The organism is Billgrantia tianxiuensis (assembly GCF_009834345.1).
Taxonomy (GTDB): Bacteria; Pseudomonadota; Gammaproteobacteria; order Pseudomonadales; family Halomonadaceae; genus Halomonas; species Halomonas tianxiuensis.
This window is the reverse complement of record NZ_CP035042.1, coordinates 1032948-1053429: the sequence shown is the minus strand read 5'-3', so window position 1 is coordinate 1053429 and position 20482 is coordinate 1032948. Positions and strand designations below refer to the sequence as shown.

At 60.9% G+C, this 20482-nt stretch carries 18 protein-coding genes and 1 pseudogene; 3 read left to right on the top strand and 16 right to left on the bottom strand.

All coding sequences use genetic code 11. The annotated features are described in order from the left end of the window. Nucleotide 1 precedes the first annotated feature (1 nt). The 3 genes from EKK97_RS04985 to EKK97_RS04975 all read right to left on the bottom strand — a co-directional run bounded on the left by EKK97_RS04985 (nucleotide 2) and on the right by EKK97_RS04975 (nucleotide 1292). Nucleotides 2-427, bottom strand: a complete 426-nt coding sequence (locus EKK97_RS04985) for a hypothetical protein (protein WP_159549812.1) — start codon at nucleotides 425-427, stop codon at nucleotides 2-4. 104 nt (nucleotides 428-531) lie between these two features. Continuing rightward, the gene (locus tag EKK97_RS04980; protein WP_159549809.1) at nucleotides 532-714 is read right to left on the bottom strand and encodes a hypothetical protein; all 183 of its coding nucleotides are present in this window, start codon (nucleotides 712-714) and stop codon (nucleotides 532-534) included. Nucleotides 715-740: 26 nt separating this feature from the next. Further along, entirely contained in the window at nucleotides 741-1292 is a 552-nt protein-coding gene (locus EKK97_RS04975; RefSeq protein WP_159549806.1) for a type III secretion protein, read from the bottom strand. A 253-nt stretch (nucleotides 1293-1545) separates the two neighbouring features. Here EKK97_RS04975 and EKK97_RS04970 point away from each other — a divergent pair, with 253 nt between their 5' ends. Beyond that, nucleotides 1546-2331, top strand: a complete 786-nt coding sequence (locus tag EKK97_RS04970; protein WP_159549803.1) for a tetratricopeptide repeat protein — start codon at nucleotides 1546-1548, stop codon at nucleotides 2329-2331. 55 nt (nucleotides 2332-2386) lie between these two features. On the opposite strand, the gene EKK97_RS04965 is transcribed toward EKK97_RS04970, so the two are convergent. The 12 genes and pseudogenes from EKK97_RS04965 to EKK97_RS04910 form a co-directional block, all read right to left on the bottom strand. Further along, nucleotides 2387-2812 (bottom strand): hypothetical protein, encoded by a 426-nt coding sequence (locus EKK97_RS04965; protein ID WP_159549800.1) that lies wholly within the window; start codon nucleotides 2810-2812, stop codon nucleotides 2387-2389. Between the two features lie 13 nt (nucleotides 2813-2825). Continuing rightward, on the bottom strand, nucleotides 2826-4166 hold the full coding sequence (locus tag EKK97_RS04960) for a type II and III secretion system protein family protein (protein WP_159549797.1): 1341 nt from the start codon (nucleotides 4164-4166) through the stop codon (nucleotides 2826-2828). 50 nt (nucleotides 4167-4216) lie between these two features. Continuing rightward, nucleotides 4217-6433, bottom strand: a complete 2217-nt coding sequence (gene sctV, locus EKK97_RS04955; RefSeq protein ID WP_159549794.1) for a type III secretion system export apparatus subunit SctV — start codon at nucleotides 6431-6433, stop codon at nucleotides 4217-4219. Continuing rightward, nucleotides 6430-6762 carry a tetratricopeptide repeat protein gene (locus EKK97_RS04950; protein ID WP_159549791.1) on the bottom strand — a complete coding sequence of 111 codons (333 nt, stop codon included), beginning with the start codon at nucleotides 6760-6762 and terminating at the stop codon, nucleotides 6430-6432. Before EKK97_RS04950 ends, sctV begins: the two co-directional genes overlap by 4 nt. Further along, on the bottom strand, nucleotides 6759-7175 hold the full coding sequence (locus EKK97_RS04945) for a hypothetical protein (RefSeq protein ID WP_159549788.1): 417 nt from the start codon (nucleotides 7173-7175) through the stop codon (nucleotides 6759-6761). The genes EKK97_RS04950 and EKK97_RS04945 overlap by 4 nt, the downstream gene beginning before the upstream one ends. An 11-nt stretch (nucleotides 7176-7186) precedes the next feature. Next, nucleotides 7187-7399, bottom strand: a complete 213-nt coding sequence (locus EKK97_RS04940; protein ID WP_236551377.1) for a SctD/MshK family protein — start codon at nucleotides 7397-7399, stop codon at nucleotides 7187-7189. A gap of 45 nt (nucleotides 7400-7444) precedes the next feature. After that, nucleotides 7445-8424, bottom strand: a pseudogene (locus EKK97_RS04935) (FHA domain-containing protein); the annotation flags it as partial. A 126-nt stretch (nucleotides 8425-8550) separates the two neighbouring features. Beyond that, nucleotides 8551-8748, bottom strand: coding sequence for a hypothetical protein (locus EKK97_RS04930; protein WP_159549782.1), 198 nt, complete (start codon nucleotides 8746-8748; stop codon nucleotides 8551-8553). Nucleotides 8749-9253: 505 nt separating this feature from the next. Continuing rightward, complete coding sequence (locus tag EKK97_RS04925; protein ID WP_159549779.1) at nucleotides 9254-11212, bottom strand: LysM peptidoglycan-binding domain-containing protein; 1959 nt, start codon at nucleotides 11210-11212, stop codon at nucleotides 9254-9256. Between the two features lie 74 nt (nucleotides 11213-11286). Next, nucleotides 11287-12771 (bottom strand): scabin-related ADP-ribosyltransferase, encoded by a 1485-nt coding sequence (locus EKK97_RS04920; RefSeq protein WP_159549776.1) that lies wholly within the window; start codon nucleotides 12769-12771, stop codon nucleotides 11287-11289. Nucleotides 12772-13253: 482 nt separating this feature from the next. Further along, on the bottom strand, nucleotides 13254-17546 hold the full coding sequence (locus tag EKK97_RS04915; protein WP_159549773.1) for a DUF4781 domain-containing protein: 4293 nt from the start codon (nucleotides 17544-17546) through the stop codon (nucleotides 13254-13256). Between the two features lie 61 nt (nucleotides 17547-17607). Continuing rightward, nucleotides 17608-18474, bottom strand: a complete 867-nt coding sequence (locus EKK97_RS04910) for a LysR family transcriptional regulator (RefSeq protein ID WP_159549770.1) — start codon at nucleotides 18472-18474, stop codon at nucleotides 17608-17610. A gap of 243 nt (nucleotides 18475-18717) precedes the next feature. Between EKK97_RS04910 and EKK97_RS04905 the strand changes: the two genes are divergently transcribed. Together EKK97_RS04905 and EKK97_RS04900 are read left to right on the top strand one after the other, a co-directional pair. Beyond that, a complete protein-coding gene (locus EKK97_RS04905; protein ID WP_159549767.1) occupies nucleotides 18718-19386 on the top strand; it encodes an FMN-dependent NADH-azoreductase in 669 nt (222 codons plus the stop codon). Nucleotides 19387-19531: 145 nt separating this feature from the next. Further along, nucleotides 19532-19843, top strand: coding sequence for a cupin domain-containing protein (locus tag EKK97_RS04900; RefSeq protein WP_159549764.1), 312 nt, complete (start codon nucleotides 19532-19534; stop codon nucleotides 19841-19843). Here EKK97_RS04900 and EKK97_RS04895 read toward each other — a convergent pair. Then, nucleotides 19840-20481 (bottom strand): nitroreductase family protein, encoded by a 642-nt coding sequence (locus EKK97_RS04895; protein WP_159549761.1) that lies wholly within the window; start codon nucleotides 20479-20481, stop codon nucleotides 19840-19842. The two genes, EKK97_RS04900 and EKK97_RS04895, sit on opposite strands and share 4 nt — an antisense overlap. Between the last annotated feature and the right edge of the window lies 1 nt (nucleotide 20482).

Here is a 20482-nt window from a genome sequence, read left to right as displayed (position 1 = left end):
GCTATCCTCGCAGTACTGTCGAGCACGTGCCCGACACTTGGCCCGCGCCAGTCGCCAGCAGCTTGGCATTGCACGCATGGTCGAACACCTCGCGCAGTCCCTCCAGCATGCGCTCGAACTGCACATCGCCCAGCGCCTCCGCTCCCTCGCCCTGCGCGCTGCTCTCGCCCTGAGCGGCCTCACGGCTCGCCACGGTGCGCGAGGCATCGCCCTCACCCGCCCCCTGCAGGGGGCGGAGCAACTGCTCGATGGAACCCGACATGCGGTCGAACAGACTCTCGCCCAGCTCGGCCGGTGTCACCGCGCCATGATTCGAGCCGGACGTGCGTGCCATATGCTCGAAGAGGTTCTGGTCAGCCAGGGCTGTGGAGCCGGAAGCCCCTTCCAGCCCGGGCATCTGTGTCGCTCCCGTGGTCGTCGCTATCATCACGTTCACCTCGCAACAGTACGTTCACCTCGCCACCGTACATTCACCTCACAACCGGGCCTGCGCGTTCGGCACCGGCCGTCCGCGCCCTGCCTTGGCCAGGATCAGCCTTCGTCCTTGAGCGTTTCACCGACGTAATCCATCACATGCATCGTCGCCAGGGAGCCCACGGCCTGGCCGACCATGGCGTTGACCTGGGCGGTTTCGACGGCTTCGTCGAAGGTTTGCTGATCCGTACCGGCTACGTCGTTGCCGCCCGTTGCACCTGTGGGTTCGATACCGTTCATCTGGTCATTCTCCTCTCGTGTCGCCGTCATTCATTGACGGTCGTTTCAGTCGTACCACCGCGAAACACCCTGACCCTGGAAGGGCCGTGACGAGTCGGCTCACGCATGCGCTCGACCTTCCTGGCCACGCTCTCTATCCAGGCCGGAGGTCCCCAGACCTGCAGCACTGACCCTCCATTTACCAGCCTCATTCTCAAGGGCGAGCCGATGCGAGTTCGCTCGATCTCGCCCAACAAGCGCTGCTGATCGAGGCCGTCGAGCTCGAAGCGACGCTGGGTCATTTCCCCACGCGTGACGACGTGCAGCACACCGCCATCGAAATACCAGGCCAAGCCATTGGCCATGCTGATCTTCTCCAGGAACTCCTCAGCGGTTTCGGCCCTCACGTCGCCCCTGATACGCCCTCTCACTTCGCGCGACACCTCCACAGGCAAGGAAAGGTTGTGTCCCATTTCACGCAGCACGTCGCGCACGTCCTGATCGATGATGACGTAGCGATACTCCCTCTCCTTCCAGGCATCCGCCGGCCATTCGGCCTCACCTTCCTGGGCCAGGGACGCAGAGCAAAGGATCGCCACAAGCCCACATATCGACGCATGATGCATGACTACAAAAACGTGTTTCCCATGGCGCCGGCTCGTCATTCTCAATACGCTTCCTCTTGCTGTCGGGATAAAACATGCCGCTTCTCCAACCGCTCATCCCGGATAAATTCCTGCACGAAACTTCTTTTCACTAACTGACGATTGCGTATACCAAGCGAGAAAACGGTGCAGTAACATCCTCAAGACGTCGCCATTCCGGGTCACACGAAAGGAGGCTTGATCCTTGATGACTGCCAGCCTGAGAACGACCGCCCTGTTGCTTGCCTGCATGGCACTCGGTGCCTGCACGACTACCGCCGTCGGTCCAAGCGGCGAGCAGGCCCGCCTGCTCAGCCTGGCGGACGACATCAACCAGCGCGGCGACCATGCCACCGCCGCGGCCATGTACGAGCGGGCAGCAGAGTTGACGCCCGATGATCCGCGCCTGCATGTCCGGCTCGGCAATGCGCGGCTCGCGGCCGGTAACACGGAAGCGGCCAAGGCCTCCTTCCGTACCGCCCTCCGACTCGATATCGAAAACGCCGAAGCGCTGTTGGGACTGGGTACGGCCCAATTGCAGCTCGGCGAGGCGGAAAGCGCGGTACGCAACCTGCACAAGGCGGCGCCGGAAATCGACACGCCCGTGGCCTGGAGCCGCCTGGGTGCCGCCCACGCGCTGGTCGGCCAGGGAGAATCGGCTACCCATGCGTTTTCGCGGGCGGCCGCCCTCAGGCCGCATGACCCGGACGCCCTCACCAACCTGGCCTTGGCATACTCGCTGGCCGGCGAGAGTGCCGAAGCGGTCGAACTGATGCACCAGGTGAGCGACTCGCCGCTGGCTGAAGCGCGCCACTTCCGTAACCTGATCCTGGTGCTGGTGCTGGCCCGGGAAACGGAACTCGCCCGCAGCATTGCCATTCCGGAAATGCCAGCCAACGAGCGCCAGTCGCTGATCGAACAGGCTGCGCGCATCGGCGAGATCGCCGACCCGGCCAGCCGAGCCCGCGCCATGGGGCTGGCCATGACACGGTAAGACCCGCCGCCTGGGCGCCATGCGCCCAGGCCAAGCAATGCTGGCAAGCGCACGCTCATAGGTCCCCCGTGGTGGCACTGCGGCTGGCGGAGCTGCGCGCTTCCGCCTCGAGCACGACGCGGCGGCTGTTGGCGCGCTCGCGGTCCTCCAAGCGCTCGCGAGCCGCCGCCGCCACGGGGGCTCCCCGCGCAGGCCCCATTTCGCGCCCGTGCAGCAGGTCGCCGGGACGCTCGACCATGGCCTGCAGGTTGAGATCGTTGGCGCAGCCAGGCGGCAGCGGCACGATGCCGGCCTGTCCCGGCGCCGCCCGGCAGGTGTTGGGCGCGATGGCGCGCCGCAGCGCCTCGGGATCCTGCCCCTCGGGATCGCCCACCTGCCGATAGCCGGTGTCCCACGAGATCGGCCCCATCGACGAGACACAGCCGCTCAGCAGCAGTGCCAAGGGGAGCAGGCGCCAGGGACAGCATGAGTGATGTCGCATACCCTTTTCTCCTTCACTGCAGGTGGAAGCCGAAGGGATCGTTGCTCGCGACCCGATAGGCGCTGCCCGTGTCGACCGTCCCGTCGTCGCCCACGACCCGGGCATGATCCATTGGCATGCGCACCGAGGCCGGAGAAGAGACGGGTTCGACGATGTAGGGAGTGATCAGGATCACCAACTCGGTTTCGTTGCGCTGGAAGCGCCGCGAGCGGAACAGGTTGCCGAGGATCGGAAGATCGCCGAGCACGGGAATGCGTTCGACGTTGTTGAAGGTGTCGCGCTGGAACAGCCCGGCGATGGCGAAGGTTTGCCCACTGCCGACCTCCACCAGGGTGTCGGCGCGGCGGACCTGCAGCCCCGGCACGCTGATGCCCCCGACTTGCACACTGCTGTCGGTCAGGCTGCTCACCTCCGGGCGCACCTGCAGCGAAATGCGATCGTTGGGCAGCAATACCGGGGTGAACAGCAGCGAGACGCCGAACTGCTTGTACTCGATGCCGACCAGGTCGCGATTGACCGGCACCGGGATCGGGATCTCGCCACCGGCCAGGAAGCTTGCCGTCTCTCCGGTCACCGCGGTGATGTTGGGTTCCGCCAGGATCTGCAGCAGCCCATTCTCCTGCAAAGCCTGCAACAGCCCGTCGACGCTGTCGCCACCGGCGCCCAGGGTGCCGAAGGTCATGCCGGCCTGGGAGCCGGGCAGTATACCCAGCGACAGGGAGCCGTTGTTGATCAGCGCGCTCCAACTGACGCCGTACTGCAGCAGTTCCTCGCGCGATACCTCGGCGAAACGGACGCGTAGATTGATCTGGGTGCCGCCTTGATAGGTGGTGGCATCCAGCGTTCGTCCCTCTTCCGGTGCGTGGCTCTGCAGCGTGGACTGGATGGCGATGGCCCCATCGACATCCACACTCTCGCCTTGCGCCACCAGCTGGTTGCCAGCCATGCGCAGCGTGATCGGCGCTCCGCCTCCCGCGCCCTGCAACGCCTGGTTGGCCGCCTGGGCGCCGTCGCGCACCTGGATGCGCATCGAGGCCTGAGTGCGCTCGTCCGAGCCCAGCACGATCAGGTTGGTGTCCCCCTGGGCCTTGCCGAAGAGGTAAAGCACGCCAGGTGAGACGACTTGCACGTCGGCAATCTCGGGATCGGCCACGAACACCGAAGCGGCCGGCTCACCGAAGCGCAGGATACGTCCCTGGCCGGTTTCCAGCGTGAGCCCCTGTCCCTCTCCGCCGTCGACGCTCTGGGCAAGTGAAGGTATCGCCAGCACGAGCCATGACAGCAAGAAGAACGCCAGGCCATGAATCGGCACCGCGCCAAGGACGAAGGAAAAGATCGAGGGTCTGGCTGCCATTGCGGTCATTGCTCCATGTCCAGGGGAAGAGAAGTTGTCGTTGGAGATGCTCATTCCGTTGCGCCCTTGGGCGTGCCGGTCGCAGCAGCGCCGTCGCCCCGCGAGTGCTCTTGCGACAGCCTGACCTGGGCCAGCGACTGGAGACTGAACTCCGGCGCGATCTCGGTCCAGGCGATGACAGGCAGATCCAGCTCATGCCGCCTCACCCACTGTTGCAGTACCGAACGCACGTCGGCGGAAACCACCACCACCGGTGATACGTCGCTGTCCAACGCCTCGAGACGCTGCTGGAACCAACGGTTCAGGGAGCGCGACAACGTAGCCGGCACGCTGCCGCTTCTGGGAGCGCCATCGCTGTTGCGCTGGGTCGCGCGGATGGCTTCCTCGACCTGGCGCGACACTACCCAAGCCGGCAGCACCCGGTCGGCTCGAGCGAAGCGATGACAGATCTGACGTGACAGCGCCGCCCGAATCCGCTCTGCCAGCCGTGTCACGCTCGCCTCCTGAGGTCCCCAGGTCACTGTCGCCTCGAGGATGGTGCGCAGGGCGCGAAGTGGAATGCCCTCGTCCACCAGGCGGCGCAGGATATCTGCGATCTTCTGCAGCGACACCACGCGCACCGCCTCGCCCACCAACTCGGCATAGTCCTGTTCCATGCGCGACAGCAGGGCACGGGTTTCCTGGATACCGACGAACTCACCGGCATAGCGCGTCAGGGTGCGCTCCAGGCAGCGGCACAGCACTTGGTCGGCCTTGAGGTAACCAATTCCGGCCTCATCCAGGCGCTCACACTCCCCCACGGCCACCCACTGCCCCGGTTGCCGACTCAGCGGCGACGGATGCTCTGTAGCCTCCACCTCCAGTAGCTCCAGATGCACGGGATCGTCGTCGAGCAGTACCCGCCCGGCGGAAATCTCTCCCTGCATGATCGGGACTTCGTCGAGTTCGATGGCAAAGTGCTGGGCCTCCAATGCCGCATCGACACGCAAACCGACGCCGGGCATATCGACCCCCAGGGTTTCGCCGGCCCGGCGGCGCGCCTCGTCGAGATCCCAGCGCAGGGCATCCACGGACAGCTCGTCGGCCAGAGGGGCCGCCAGGCTGAGCCTCACCCGGTGCACGCCATCCGCTCCCGATGCCGGCGCAGAGGCTTCAGGCTCGTGAGGAGCCGATGGCGGCGACACTTCGGGCGGTGGAGCGGTACTACCACTAGCCGGCGTGGCACCAGCCGACATGGCCAAGGCGGGCGACGCGTTGCCGGCCTGAGCCACGAGCTGGCGTTCCCGTCGCCGGATCACGAAGGCCGCAAAGCCCAAACCGGCGGCCAAGGCGAGAAACACGCCGGAGGCAAACCCCGGGATGAAGGCGACGAAGAACAAGATGACGGCTGTCAGCCCCAGTGCCCGGGAGTTCCTGCCGAGTTGAGCAACGATCTCGCTGCCCAGGTCACCGTTGTGTCCGGTATTCGAACTGACCCGCGTCACCACGGTGCCGGCTCCCACGGCGATCAGCAGCGCCGGGATCTGGGCCACGAGGCCATCACCGACCGTCAGCAGCGAATAGGTGTTCACCGCCTCACCGAACGACATGCCCCGCTTGACCATGCCCAACGACAGCCCACCGATCAGGTTCACGCACAGGATCACCAGGCCGGCGATGGCATCGCCCTTGACGAACTTCATCGCACCATCCATCGCCCCATAGAGCTGGCTCTCCTGCTCCAGGCGCCGGCGCCTGCCACGCGCCTCCTCCTGATCGATGTCGCCATTGCGCAGGTCGTTGTCGATGCTCATCTGCTTGCCCGGCATGGCATCGAGGATGAAACGGGCCGCAACCTCCGCGACCCGCTCGGCCCCCTTGGTGATCACCAGGAACTGCGCCACGGTGATGATCAAGAACACCACCAGGCCGATCACCACTTCACCGGCAATGACGAAGTGGCCGAATGCCGAGACGATCTGTCCGGCATCGCCCTCGAGCAGAATCAAGCGGGTGGTGGTGATCGACAGCGCCAGGCGAAACAGGGTGGCCAGCAGGATGATCGGCGGCAGCGACGAATACTCGACCGGGTGAGAGATATAGAACGCCACGACGAGGATCAGCAGGCTGAAACCGATGTTGATACCGATCAAGGCATCCACGAGGGTCGTCGGCAGCGGGATGATCATCATGATCACCGCCAGCACGGTGAACAGCGCAATGACGATGTCGCTGCGCTGGGCCGCCCGCTGGGCAACGAGATTGAGCTTCGCCAGGACCGCGCTCATGCACTCCCCCGCAGCTGCAGGTAATCGTGAAAGCGGCGCCGGGCCTCGTCCCTTTGACCGTCCGCCCACAGCGCACGGCTTTGCAGCAATACCAGCGCCGGAGAGGCTCCCTGCAGCTGCTCGATACGATCGAGCGCCTCGAGCGCACGCGGCGCATCGCCCACCGCAATGAAGGCCCGGGATAGGGAATGCAGGATCCCGACATGTGCCGGCGCCGCATGCGCTGCGATCAGCAGCAGCACCAGGCCACGCTTCTTTTCGCCACTCTTGAGGTAGAGGTGCCCCATCATGTGCAGCAGCTCCGCCGCTCCCTGGTCGCCATCCCTCATGGCTCGTACTCCTCGGCCTCGGTACGGCGCGCTGCCCACTCCAGGCGCTGCGTGACCTCTTCATTGATCATCTGCACGGCCAGATCGGCGATCTCGGGCGATACGTCCATCCCGGGCAGCACCACCTCGGCCACGTGCTGGAGCAGCTCGATGCTGCGCTCGTTGCCGTACAGCGATGGATCGCTCGGCGACGGCTGCGCCAAGCGTTCGACCCGCTCGCGCAACGTGCCTTCTTGTTGACGCCTGGCCTGGCTATCCTCCACCGCCCTGGCAAAATCGGCCTGGCGCTCCGGGTCGACGGGCTTGCCACTCTCTATCTCACCGACATGCCCACCACCGCGCTCGCCAGAGTGGCTCACCGTGCCCGTGCGAAGCCGGGTGTCGTCATGGGGGCGCTCGGAAATGACTCTCATGGGCAGCCCCCTCAGAGCGTCAGGGAGAATTCGGTGCCATCACGGCGTACCGTGACACGGCCCTCGGCGATCTCGGCCAGCACCCACCCCTCCTGCAAGGGAGCGCCGGGGTAGAGACGCTCGCCCCGGGCATCGACGACGTAGGGATTGTCCCCAAACCACACCGCCTGGAACTGGAGCGCCGGCGAGTCGACCGATAGCCGCGGCCGAGCCTCGCTGATCAACAGCTGACGACTACCGTAGTGCTGGTCGAACCAGTGCTGTACGTCGCGCCATTCCTCATATCGCTCGGGGGGAATTCACCGGCCACGATCAGATGATTGCCGGCATCGCGTACTTGCAGCCCCTCCAGTCCGGCCTCGGTGAGACGCTGCGCCAGAGCCTCCTCGGGTGGCGTCTCGCTATCCATCAGCGCACGAGCCGCCTCGGCCGCCTGTGGATGCAACATGCCCGTGGAGTAGAGTGCGCTGGCGGAAATGTCGGCTCCTGCCTTGCCGACGCCAATCATCTGATAAGCCCCCACGAGCGCGAGGGAGGAGCAGAAGGCCATCACGGCGGCACCGCGCCCGGCCAATACATGAGGCGCGGCCCGGCCCACCAGGGCCAGCCGTTGGCGCCAGGGCGCGGGTATCGGTGCCCGCTGCCACTGGCGGACCATGAAATCTCCCAGCGGCGCCAGCCAGCGACCCAGGCGTCGGTTCACCGGCGCCATGAACCGCTCAATGCGCAGCCAGAACCTCACCAGCCAGCCTTGCAGGACCGACCCGATGGGTAGCGCGACGCGACGCAAGCCCGCTTCCAGCGGAGCCAGGCGACGTCCCAAGGCCACCGATAGAGCCGGAATGCCGGCTTGCACACGTTCCTTGAGCGTACCAGCGGCCTGGCGGGCGCTCTGCAAGGCAGGCGGCAACGAAAGCTCAGGCCGGGAAAGGGTGAGTGTCGCCTCACCGATGGTGAGAGTAACCGGCAGAGGAGTTCGCCAACCGGTACCTTGCGCCAACGGTTTGCCATTGGCTTCGGCGGTACCGCCGACCGCCTCGATGGCTACCATACGTCCGTGGAAGCGCAAGATGACATGTTCAGCGGCAATGCCATCGTCGCTCAACATGACATCGCTGCTGGCGGCGGAGCCGAGGCGACAGACGGACCTCTCGAGGGGAACCGCCACGCCGCAGTGGAAACCGCTTCTGACCTCGAGCGTGGAGAACGTCTCGGTCGTCGGCAACAATAACGAAGACACGGAAGCCATGAACGCCACCCGTCATGAAAGGCCATCGCGCACGAGCCCCACCCCGTACGTGAAAGCGGCAATGCACAGCCAAAACTTCAAGCACGAACGGACGCTGGTGCCCCGCCAGCGTCCATCGTGACCGCGTCAATTGTTCGGGCGTGCCGCCCTGGCGGTATCGACGTCGGTGTTACCCTCGGTCTTGGTCTTGCTGACCTCCATCGACTTCTCGGCAGCCTCATCAAAGACTTTTTTCAGTTCCTGAACATTGATGCCGCCGCCAGAACCGCCGGCGCCTGAAACACCCTCATTCTCTTTCTTTTCCTTGAGCTTGAAGATCGCCATGCCATGTCTCCTTCTAGGTCTATGGACTGCAATAACCAGCCAGAAAAATCCGGGTACAACATTTCTATTTCTTTTCAGTCTGCATCATGCACGAGATTCAACGTTACCGGAGCGGAACCCCGCCCCATAAAATCATAGCCAAACAAACAGCCAGCGCAATGCAATGGCGGAGAAAAAACACTGAAAAAAGTTATTTATCATACTCACTTATAAAACCCATAACGAACCACCACACCCACCAAAAATGAGAAAAAATAAATACCCATCAAAATGGCTTCCCAAGACAAAATTATTACAACTCAATTACCTCAACGATACACAAACCAGGGTAGCCAAGCCCTCGCAGTCTCTTCAATCTCATCGCCCAAGGGACTTCCCACGAGGCGAAGCACTAAAAAACAACCCCGAAACAAGAAAAATCACCAACTTCTTTTGGACACGCCTGCCCCCTCGCGATTCGAACCGAATGTAAAGAAGATTGCACTGGGAAATTTTCCTTCATCGTCTATGCCAGTTCCCTCTTCGGTAGATAAATCCGGTCTCCGGGTCTCAGCGTGCCGGGGTCATCGATATGACTCAGGTTAAGCTCTACCAACTCCGTAATATCGTGACCTTGCTTAATGGCGATGCTGCCCAGAGACCTCGAAGAATCGGCCTCAACCCAATCATGCCCCTGTTCCTCAAGAGTGGGGTTAGCTCTCCCTTGACTTTGACTCCCTAAGGGTTGAAAGCCTGGCTTCCAGCGCCAGGAAGAGAATTGTCCCCGGCCTTCTTCAAAACCCCCTTCTCTCCCATCTGGTTGCGGTGTAGGCGCCGGGCTTGGCGGGGTATCTTCCTGTTCCGTCTGACCCGGCACACCTCCAGTTCCAGAAGGTTCAGAGATAGGGGGTTCATCGGACTCATCCTCGCTTTCCAGGTCAGCGATGAGCCACTCCCAATCCGGCAATAGCTCCTTATCTTCCAAGTAGTTACGTAAATCCAGCAAAGCACCCGGAATGAGCATTCCTCCAGCGAGTGTCAAGCCTACTCCGGCCCAGATACGGTTGCCATCCGAGGCGAGGCGGTCATCACCGGTCAAACGGCGGAATGGTCCATGTCGTACGTCTGCATCCATCCAGTTGAGCCGTCTGCTCGCAAGATCGATAAAGTACATCTGCATGAGAGTACCACCCGCCAGGGCCGTGCCAGCGAGATGATTGCCTTGAGCGAATTGGTTGTAGGCTTCGGTACCGGTCAATGCCGCCATGGGGATCGTTGTCGCGGGATAAAGCACCCGAATCGGCCAGGTCCTGCTGGGATCCTGGCCCTCTTTCCATGATTTCACCATGGAAATGGCATCATCACGCAGCCCCCTGATGCCGTAATAGGACAAGCCGACCTGGAAGGGCAGCGCAGCTAGATGGACCCCGGCGGTGTACCAGTGCCCATTGGCCATGGCTTCTCCCGCAGCATACATTGTGTATGCCGCCCATGGAGGCGTCATAATTCCATAAAAATAAGAACCAATGGCCGTGCCGGTGCCTGCTAACTTATTGACCCAAGGCAAGGATTTGAGATCGACGCGAGCCAGGCCCGTACCTACCTTGGTCGCCGCACTGCCGGCGAGCACTACGTTGGCAACAAGGAAGCCAGCCAACCCCAGGTTACTGGTGATATCCAGCAGATTAGTACTTGCAAGCTCGCCGTTACTCCATTGGTTTTGAAGATACTGCCACGACACCACATCATTGACCAAATGTGTCATTAATATACTGCTATTGAACAGCACTCCCTTCCAGGTACGAGGATCCAGTGGGTTGACCGTCAGGGCCTCTTCCCCGGCCACTTTTTTAAGTTGCGCTCGATAAAGATTGGTCGCCTGCTTGAGCGCCTGCGTCTTGGCATCCTCCGTCCAGCCTCGTTGCACGCTCTCTTGGGTGACAGGTAACTCTTTCAGAATTTGATAACGTGCCCAAAACTCCTCCGTTACGTTACCGATTCTCGCCACCTGCTCCTTGCTGAGGTTCAGTGCTCTGCGAGAAGTAATTATACGGCTCGCTTCCCAGTTGAGCCGTTCAGCCGTGACCTCGCCCCGTTCTAGCGCCTCGCGGTTTATTCTGATTTTTTCATCGAAACGAGACTTGAAGAAGATAAGCCCTCCCCTCATCCCGAACCCCAACCCATTAATAACCAGTGCAGGGGATTCTGGGGAAACCGCTCGATTGAGCACGTCGCCGGTCCAGCCATGCGCAGAGGCACTATGCACTCCAAATAGAGAACCTCCCACCAATGCAGCAGCCAGGCCCTTGGCCGTGCGACGGCGTGCTGGTGAGCTATCGTTACTCGTAGCGTGCACTGGTGTGGTATAGCCCTGCCCACCCCTCTGAGAACTGGCCACCAAAGAGACTCGCACATAAGGTTCATGCGGTAGCTTGGCTACTTCCTCCGGCGCCAATGCCTGCTCAAGAACGCTGCGACGTACCATAGTTGTCTCGGGAAGCGCTTCATTACCCGCCTTCCTGTCATAGGGTGAGCGCCAGACCTTACGGGATGATTGGCCTATGACAGACGACCAGCTCCCCCCAAGTCATGAATTCGCACGATCGGGCCACGGGCATCCGTGGTGACAGAGACCCTACCACCCGCTGTCGATGAGGGTGGCGCTACATTTTGCTGAGTTACGGGTGTCGCTTGGGGTGGTGTCGTACTTTGCTGCTGTGCTGTAGGCGCCGCTTTAGTTGTTGCCGTTGACGGCTGGCCCGTCGGCACGGTAGACGACACACTCCAGAGCCCATTGCCACTGTAGACGGCGAAAGGCAGACCGCCTCCCTGAATCTGCGCCCTGATCTCGGTGACACGGTCACTGCTTACGACGATGAAGATATCGCCACTCTTGGCGGTCACCTCACGAGAAGAGGCTCCACTACCCGTAGCATCCTCGATTCGTACCGTCTGCTGCCCATTCCCTTGGTCATGCAAGGAAAGAGTGACGGGGCGTCCCTTCTGACTGGAAGGCCAGCGGAGATGTCCATTCTCATCTATGCGACCACTCTTGGGCACGGTGCCGCCATCGATGAAGAAGGTGGCATTATCGAGCCCAGTATTGGATGAACGAACGATATGGACGTAGTGACCCGCAGGTAGAGTGCCATCCGTCGATGCCTGATTTAGCGCATCCAGATCGCCGAGTCGATAAAGCCTCGCGAGACCCTGCGGTGGCGTTGCGGTCTGCTGCGCACTCGGCACGTGGTTTTGGGACGCTCCCCGCATCCATGGCATGACAAAAGCTTCGCCAGTTTCCGGATCTCGGTAGAAGACATGGGTCTTGCCCGCAACTCCCGGCTCATCGCCACGCGGCTTGGGCCCGATGGCGGGCTGGACATACACATTGTCAGCACTGGCGGGAGCACGCGGGCCCAAGACACGCGCATCCACAATCTGCCCCTGGTCATCCTGCAATCGGAAAGTGATCACTTCACGAGCAGGCTGGGCAACAAACTGCGACATCGAACCTGGTTCGGAAGCCGCCTGCGAAGCGATGGAAGCGGCCGCCTCAGAGTTGAAGTTGGGGTTTCTTACGAACTCTCCCGTATAGAGTGGGGCCCAGGTCGGTTCGTTCTCCCCCTCATTCTTGCTACGAGGTCGCAATGCACGCTCTTCTCCCAATCTCCTCGCGCCTACGATTCGCTCACTTGGGACAAAGTCGAAAAGCACCTCGGAGGCTCCCTTCCATTCGTGGGAGCCAAGATAGCCATCGACATCGAGCCCTTTTCCAGGCTCCGCGATGACATATACCCACTCGTTACCTTCCCCCGCCCCTTTTGGCACACTCAAGTCACTGGAAGTAGAGACAAAAACAGAATCATCTGCCCATAGATGTGATTCCACGGCCTCTTTCAGATCCGTATATTTTTTATTCCAAGTACCAAACCTGGGAGAGAAACCCTCCGCAAATACAGTACTTGGATCTCTTGAGTCGAGGCGGTAAACGATTCGAGGAGTCGCCAGCCCTGCGCTTCCTTCCCCAAGCTGGCTTAACGTCACATCAAGCAGCGTCTCCCTTCGCCCCTCAGGGCGCGCTTCGGAAGTGTCGGTGCTGGTGTCGAATAAGGCCGCCTGCTCCGCTCGTCCTTTAATGGAAGCCACGACTGTTTGGGAGCCCTCATTCTCCCTTGCCCCATGTTCTGAAAAAGCTGGACTATCGTGGGTACTCTCCGTCGGAGAGATGCCATTGCCTGTCTCACCTGTCGCTGGGGTGTCCTGGCTACCTTGAGTCTCGTCAGTTACGGGCCGGTGGATCGTACCGCCTGGTACACCTGAAGCATCCGCCTCGGGCGTAGGTGGCAGCGTATCGCCTCCTCTTCCCGCAGGAGGTTGCCCGCCGGACTCTGAAGGAGAGTCTGCCCGGTTACCACGTGGAGGGCGCGTCGTACTGAGCCCATGGATGCCTAGCCCAGTTCCTGCGAAACCGGTGGTCAGACCTACGACGGCATCGATTTGCTGCAACCCGGTCATCTGGTCGCCATTTACCGCCAGTTGATAACCGGACATGCCCATGAGTGGAGTACCGGTACCGATGGCCCCCAATCCATTTTTCGAGCCCAGCGGTTGAAGCCATCGACACTACGCATATAGGTGTTGGCGCTATCCGCCAGTGCAGAACTCGGCTTGACGGCGCCAATGCTGGCGAGAAAGGCCTCCCCTTTCGTCACATTCATACTTCTTGTCATGCCGATCGTCCGCAAGCCACTGGCACCAGCCGGCAAGACAGTCGTGGCAATGGAGAGGTAATTCATAAACGACTCCAAGTCGTTCCAATCGCCGCCACGCTGCATATGATTGCGCTGGTGTTCGAAAGCTCGATAGCCGAGATAGGCTCCGCCCAAGTATGCTAATGGCGCTGCCACGGGAGCCGCTGGTGTAAAGGCCAGCACGGTGGCTACCCCTGTACCGATGCCGACCAGAGGATCAACTATCTTTTCCTGTACCGACACGTTGCGGGCAGTAACAACCTCAAGAGGAATAACACCATCCTCGCTGGGTCGCATTTCCATATTCTCGGGAACTACCAGCCGCCCATCTTCTCCGAATAAGCGATTATGATCCTGGAAGTCCGCCAAATCGGCATAATGCTTTCCCGTGCCATCGACATAGCGAACCTCACCATCATCTCCACGAACGGCAAGCAAAACCACCTCTGACATTCCGCCCTCACGGTCAAGGTGGAGGAGCGGAACAGCCCGCAACGTGGGCCACTCGCCCCCAACATCATGAATCGCACCGAGCACATCATCGTATCCTTCGCGACCTTCCGTCAGGCCAAGATTTTCTTCGATAAAATTGCCCACCCCATCCTCATCGAACGTACGGAATGTCGTATCGAATCCCTGGGCATGAAGCTCCTGGAAGCGCGACTGGTAAAGAATATCCAATGCTTCATCGCCCTGCTCCTCAATGGCATCGTATTGCATACGCGCTTGGTAATCGGCGTCCGATTCGCCCAACAATTTCATGGAGCTATCGGCAGCCAGCTCATAATGATCCGCCTTGTTGCTGACGTCATCGCGTGCAGCCTCTAATATTTCGCGCTGTGTCTCGTCACGAGCGACTTCTAGTGCTATATGGGTAATCGCAACTTCCGCGTGAACCCATTGTCTCTCCCCATCGATCATGATCCCCACTGGCTGATCGCTGGCTTTCAAGGCTTCCAACCCATGTTCCTCAAAGGCGGATGCCATGTCCGGTGTCACCAACAGCTCCTGACCACCGAGTTCGATCTCCTGCGGTTCGACATCATCCGGGAAGAGTTCCTCAGGTGCCTCCTGAGTTCCCTGCCCATGCGTCTTGAAGAGAGACTCGAGTTCTTCTTCGAGATCGGCGATCTGCTCGTCTAGGCTCTCAAGGGTAAAGTCGTAACTACTCTCGAGTGCATGGTGAAGATCGGCTCCCGCCTCGGCTTCCCGTTCATGTGCTGCCTGTCGGTTTTCTACGTGTTCGAGCCACGTCTCGGTGAGTTCAGGATCGCGATTCCTCTCCCACCATTCACTCATCTCTTCGGGAGCCAATCGCTCTTCGGTGGTACCTTTCTCGAAATGAGTGACGACCCACAGACCATCCTCCCGCTCTTCAATGACCTGCTGGCCAGTAAACTCACCAAGATACTTGCCATTAAGCCGCTTGAAGGTCTTACCTTCTTCAAGAAGCCCCTTGTCCTCATTGAAGGCCTCGAGCAATTGCTCTCTCATGTCGTAGGTTTCGGCGGTCAACTGAAGGTTGTCACGACGCGCCGAATGAAAATCGTGATAGGCCTGGGCCGTATCCACCTGGATGCCAGCTCCCTCCTGGCTGGCCCTGGCCTCCTCAAGTTTCTCCTCGATTTCCTCATAGGTATCGCTGTCGGGATCGACCTCCTCCAGCAGGCTCTCGAGCTGAGAAACTTGATAGTCCATCAAGTGCTCATCGCCCTTGGCATTGTGCAGACCGGCTTCGAAGAAAAGCACATCGACATCGGCTTGGGCAGCTTCATAAGCGCTCTGCTCCTGCTCGTACTGATCAGCGTTTTGCTGCAAGTCGGCAGGTGTGTCCTCACTGGTGCAAACGTAACCATTGGGCGGGTCGGGCATTTCCGCTTGAGCCGAGATAGCCTCATTCAGCAGACGCTCGACCTCCTGATATTCCTCCATGGCTTCACCAGCAGCTTCCTGCCGGGTCTCCGCTCCCTTCAGCCGTTCGCGGGCATCCTCCAACGCCCCCTCCGCCTTGGGCGGAACCCACACCAAGCCTTGCGGAGCCAAGGCCTCATCGAACATGTTGCCGGCTCGCCGAAGCGCTTCCTCATAGGCCGGATCGAGTGCAAAGACATCCAACTGCGCCTGGCTTCGCTCGAATTCAGCAAAGGCCCTGAGCTGCTCAGCTTCCAAGGCGTATAGCGCTGCCGTAGCCTTGGCTACCTCCGGATCCATCCACAGGCCGTACATGGGCACCCAGTCGCCTCCCGAGGGCGGCGGCTCTAGCGGTGGGTCTCCGTAGGGGTTCTCGTAGGTGACATTCCTGTCCGGCTGCTGGCCGGGACCATATTCATCGATTGCGTCGTCCAGGGCTCTCTGTTGCTCGCCCACGGCTCCATCGGTGCCATCGCTTCCGTAAAGCTCCTGGAAGGTTTCACCAGCCAGCGCGCGCTCCACCGCGGCGAGCACAACCTCTGCCGCCCGGGCCTCATCGGCATCTGAACTGTCAAGGTCAACGGCCATCAATGTCTCGACCATCGCCTCGAGAGGCGTCCCTCGCTCGACTTCTACCTTGGCACCATCCTCCTCACGACGCACTGTGATGTCCCCATCCGGCGGCGTGGTTACGGTATAGCCGTTGTGGGTCACCCGGACCGTCGTTTCTCCATCGGCACTCTCGCTGGTGACGGTCTTTCTGTCATTGGTCTCAATTCGAGTCTCAACGCTGCGGCCATCCTGGTATTCGGTGCGGCGCACCTCATTGCCTGCTGCATCGATATATAATGAGCTGCGGGTGAAGGCGTTCATCGAGAACCGATAGCTGGCAATTTCCTCACCGGTTTCCGCATCCACGATGCGCCGAGAGACGCTGTCGTCCGGCTCCGTATGTTCCGAGACCTCGAATCCTGCGGCCGCCAGTTGAGCCTCGACCTGTTCACGGGTCAGCCCCATTTCCTCGGCGATCGTATCGATGCTCTTGCCTTCGGAGACCGCTTCGGCGATCTCATCGATGCCTTCGCGGCTAGTATCCTGCTCGGGCGCTAGTTCCGTGCGATTACCGTCTTCATCGATGATCGTCGTCGTGGTCTCACCGTCATCGACCGTAACCTCTTCGACCGACACGCCATTTTGCTCGTACTTGACCGTCGTGGTCGTTGTGCCATCGGCATCCACGGCAGTCTCGGTCACGCGACCATTCGACTCGGTCACCTCTTCGGTGGTGCTGCCGTCGGTGTGCTCGGTCCGGCGAGTCTCGTTTCCATCGTCATCGATTATCAGGGTGGTCTGTGTGCCATCAGGCCCAGTCTCGTGACTGACGATGAGGTCACCACTTTCTGCATCGATGATTCTGGTCGTATTGGTGTAGCTCGGTCCCTCGCCTTCCCTTCCTGATTCGAACTCGAAACCAGCCGCTCGGAGCTGGGCAACCACCTGTTCGGGGGTCAGCCCCTGTGCTTCGGCAATTTCGTCGATACTCTGGCCATCGGCGACCCCATCGACGATCTCCTCGACACCTTCGCGAGTCGTCTCTTGCTTGGGATCCAGCGTCGTTTGCGACCCATCCTCCGCCACTACCACCGTCTCGCTGTTGCCATCACTGTCGGTGATAGCGAATATCACCACGTCACTATTCGGCAGCTCGGTGATCTCGACCTCGTAACCCGCCGCTTCGAGTTGATCGACCACCTCCTCGTTGCTGACAAGCCCTGGCTCGGTACTGTTATCGACAGGCTGGAACAGGTCGTCTCGCTGCAAGGGATCATGGCTCTGCGGATCGAATACTGGAGTCTCGAAATTGTCCGGCACAGAGGGGCCGTAAACGGGCGATTCGGCGTTGAGCTGCAACTGCTGTTGCAGATATTCCATCGAATAGACGCCATAGCCTGGGAAAGGCGCGCTGTTCGTGGCCTGTGCCGGATGGAAGGTCGTGCCAGCGTTCCATTGCGGTGTCGTAACACTCTGCTGTGGGGTGAACTGTGGCTGGCTGGCCGGGCGCGGCTTGGCCGCTGCCCTGACAAGAGCCTTGGCAAAGATCGAGTCGCTCCCGGTCGAGGCCCTGGCGGCCAATCGCATGACACTGCTCAGTCGCATTCTTGTTCTCCTCCCTGACGACGGCTTGGCCGTCCTTCATGCCAATGACATGTCCGGGCTCCTAGGCCGGCTCCGCTACCGGGGTGGGGCAAAGATGTTCGACGATCCGGTCGGCCAAGGCCGAGAGCACGGTCTGGTCTCCCGTCGGGCTGGTCATCAGCATGAACTCGGCCTCAGGCAGCAGAGGCAGGCCGTGCTCTTCCGACAGGGCAACCAGCCCGGGGCCGAGCTGACTCTCCGGCATCGGTGCCAGCGCAAATCCGCCCTCCACTGCCGCTCGCAGGCTGGCTCCGCTGGTGCACAGCATGGCCATGCGCTGCGGAATGCCGGCCAGCGCCAGTTGGGTCAAGGCGGCTTCGCGGTAGGGACAAGCCTCCGGAAACAGGGCCAGGGGTAGTGGAGAGGGCAAGCGTACAGGGCAGCGGTCGGTCCAGGCCCAAACCAGCGGTTCATGCCATAGCAGGCGCCCCGGCTCCTGCGAGCCGCACTGAGCCCCCAGTATCAGGTCCACATCGCCTCGCTTCATGGCCACGATCATGTCGCCGGGTATGCCCACCCGCACGCCGAGTTCGACTTGTGGGTTGTCTTCCACGAACTCCCTGAGCGCGCGCATCAGCGGGACGGTGACGCAATCCTCGGCAACTCCCAAGCGCACATTGCCTTGGTAGGAGGAGCGAGAAAGCTGGGTCATGGCATCGCGGTTGAGCGCCAAGATGGCCCTGGCATACGCTGCCAGGCACTCTCCGTCCGGTGTCACTTCGAAGGCCCGTGTCGTACGACGAAGCAAAGGCTTGCCAACCTGCGTCTCCAGACGACGCAGGTGTCCACTGATAGCCGGCTGGGTCAGGTGCAGGCGACTGGCAGCCCGAGTGAAGCTACCTTCATCGATGACGGCAACGAAACTCCTCAAGAGAAGCAGATCGAGCATATGCATATCTGTCCATGATAAATATGGCTTGCAGTTTTTATGTATCACTCGGCAGCTCGTCATAGCGACGCCGCCTGATGATTTCTCTGCCCTACCGTGCTGCCTTACCCCCTCAAACAGCGTAGCAGAGTTACGAAAAAAACATCATCTCGGTTCATTATAAATACCATCACATGATTTAATTTATATTTCCGATCCAAAAGTGCTGGCATATAAGAATGAACAATCACCGAGATTTGTGCCATGACAATTATCCTGCATGTCTCGTCTTCTCCCCGCCGGCAGCGCTCCGCGTCGTTGGAAGCCGCTCACAGCTTCACCACGAACTTCCGTGGACATATACCGGACACCCAAGTGAAGCATTTGGATCTATGGGACATCGAGCTCCCCGAGTTCGACGAGAGCGCCATGGCCGCGAAATACGCCGGGCTAGCCGGCACACCGCTGACGCCAGCTCAGCAACAGGCCTGGGATCGCCTGCGTCAGCTCGCTTCCCACCTGCACGAGGCCGACCTTCTGCTGTTTTCGATGCCGCTGTGGAATTTCAGCATTCCCTATAAACTCAAGCACTTCATCGACCTGGTCTCGCAGAAGGACATCCTGTTTTCCTTCGACCCTGAGTCTGGATTCAGCGGCCTGCTCACTGGCAAGAAAGCCATCGTGGTTTATGCCAGGGGACTGAGCTACGCCAACGATTCGTTTACGCCCTCGCAAGAATACGACTACCAAAAAGTATACTTCGAGATGTGGTTGAAGTTTGTCGGCATTATCGATATCGAATCGGTGATCGTGGAAAAGACTCTCTTTGGCAGCGAGATCGACGGCGAAGCGCGCCGACACGCCTGCTTGCAGGCGGAGCAACTCGCAGAACGTCTGGCACTCTCCCACCAGGCGGCCCGAATCCCATCCTGAACGCCGGCAGCGGCAAGGATGGCGCAACGACCGATTCGCCGAGCATAATGGCTTCGAGCGCAAACCTGGAGAGGCACTCAGGCTTGCGCTCGAAGCTTCGGGTGTTCACCCGGAAAACGTATCGTAGCGCGAAGGATACAGCCTCATGGAAATCACCCGCAGCCGGGACTTCACCGCCGAGCGCGCCTGGGGCGCCAAGGACATCGCCAACATGAACGGCATCACCACCCGCCTGCATTGGACCGACCAGCCCTACCGCTGGCACGTCAACGACGGTGAGGAAGTCTTCGTGGTGCTCGATGGCCAGGTGGAGATGCGCTATCGCAGCCCAGAAGGCGAGCGCTCGCAGCTGCTGGAAGTAGGCGATATCTTCTTCGCCTCGGTGGGTACCGAGCATATCGCTTGCCCGATCGGTGAAGCCCGGGTGCTGGTCGTCGAGAAGGAAGGCAGCGTCTAGGCCCCGCTCCACTCCACCACGAAGCGCTCCCTGGGCCAGCGCACCTTGGCCTGCCCGGCCAGGCGATCTTGTTGCGTATCGCGATAGCCAAGCGCGAGCAGCACCACACTGCGCAAGCCCTGCTCTTCGAGCCCCAGCAGAGCGTCCATTGCCGGCGGGTCGAACCCCTCCATCGGCGAGGCGTCGACCCGCTCCGCTGCCGCAGCGGTCAGGGCCGTGCCCAAGGCGATATAGGCCTGCCGAGCCGCCCACTGCTGCCGTGCCTCCGGCGTGGTGAAGCCGGCAACGGCAGCATGGAGCGACTGCCGATACCCTTCCAGTTCCTCTGGGTCGATACCGCGCGCTGCAGCAGTCAGTGCGATCAGCTCGTCCACATGCCGGCCATCCACTTCGGTCCAGATGGCAAAGATCAGCAGGTGGGAGCATTCGCTGACCTGAGGCTGGTTGCAGGCAGCGTGTCGGATTCGCTCACGCAGCGTTGGGTCTTGCACCACCAGCACACTGTAGGGTTGAAGGCCATAGGACGACGGCGCCAAACTCGCTGCCTCGAGGATGGTATCGAGCGTGGCCTGCGGCACTTCTGCTCCATTCATGCGCTTGGCGGCGTAACGCCAATGCAGGGCTTCCATGAGAGACATG

Coding starts and splice junctions, on each gene's coding strand:
- EKK97_RS04970 (WP_159549803.1), top strand. CDS start 1,546: ATGACTGCCAGCCTGAGAACGACCGCCCTGTTGCTTGCCTGCATGGCA.
- EKK97_RS04895 (WP_159549761.1), bottom strand. CDS start 20,481: ATGTCTCTCATGGAAGCCCTGCATTGGCGTTACGCCGCCAAGCGCATG.
- EKK97_RS04980 (WP_159549809.1), bottom strand. CDS start 714: ATGAACGGTATCGAACCCACAGGTGCAACGGGCGGCAACGACGTAGCC.
- EKK97_RS04985 (WP_159549812.1), bottom strand. CDS start 427: ATGATAGCGACGACCACGGGAGCGACACAGATGCCCGGGCTGGAAGGG.
- EKK97_RS04925 (WP_159549779.1), bottom strand. CDS start 11,212: ATGGTACGTCGCAGCGTTCTTGAGCAGGCATTGGCGCCGGAGGAAGTA.
- EKK97_RS04910 (WP_159549770.1), bottom strand. CDS start 18,474: ATGCTCGATCTGCTTCTCTTGAGGAGTTTCGTTGCCGTCATCGATGAA.
- EKK97_RS04930 (WP_159549782.1), bottom strand. CDS start 8,748: ATGGCGATCTTCAAGCTCAAGGAAAAGAAAGAGAATGAGGGTGTTTCA.
- EKK97_RS04945 (WP_159549788.1), bottom strand. CDS start 7,175: ATGAGAGTCATTTCCGAGCGCCCCCATGACGACACCCGGCTTCGCACG.
- EKK97_RS04915 (WP_159549773.1), bottom strand. CDS start 17,546: ATGCGACTGAGCAGTGTCATGCGATTGGCCGCCAGGGCCTCGACCGGG.
- EKK97_RS04960 (WP_159549797.1), bottom strand. CDS start 4,166: ATGGCAGCCAGACCCTCGATCTTTTCCTTCGTCCTTGGCGCGGTGCCG.
- sctV (WP_159549794.1), bottom strand. CDS start 6,433: ATGAGCGCGGTCCTGGCGAAGCTCAATCTCGTTGCCCAGCGGGCGGCC.
- EKK97_RS04950 (WP_159549791.1), bottom strand. CDS start 6,762: ATGAGGGATGGCGACCAGGGAGCGGCGGAGCTGCTGCACATGATGGGG.
- EKK97_RS04900 (WP_159549764.1), top strand. CDS start 19,532: ATGGAAATCACCCGCAGCCGGGACTTCACCGCCGAGCGCGCCTGGGGC.
- EKK97_RS04965 (WP_159549800.1), bottom strand. CDS start 2,812: ATGCGACATCACTCATGCTGTCCCTGGCGCCTGCTCCCCTTGGCACTG.
- EKK97_RS04905 (WP_159549767.1), top strand. CDS start 18,718: ATGACAATTATCCTGCATGTCTCGTCTTCTCCCCGCCGGCAGCGCTCC.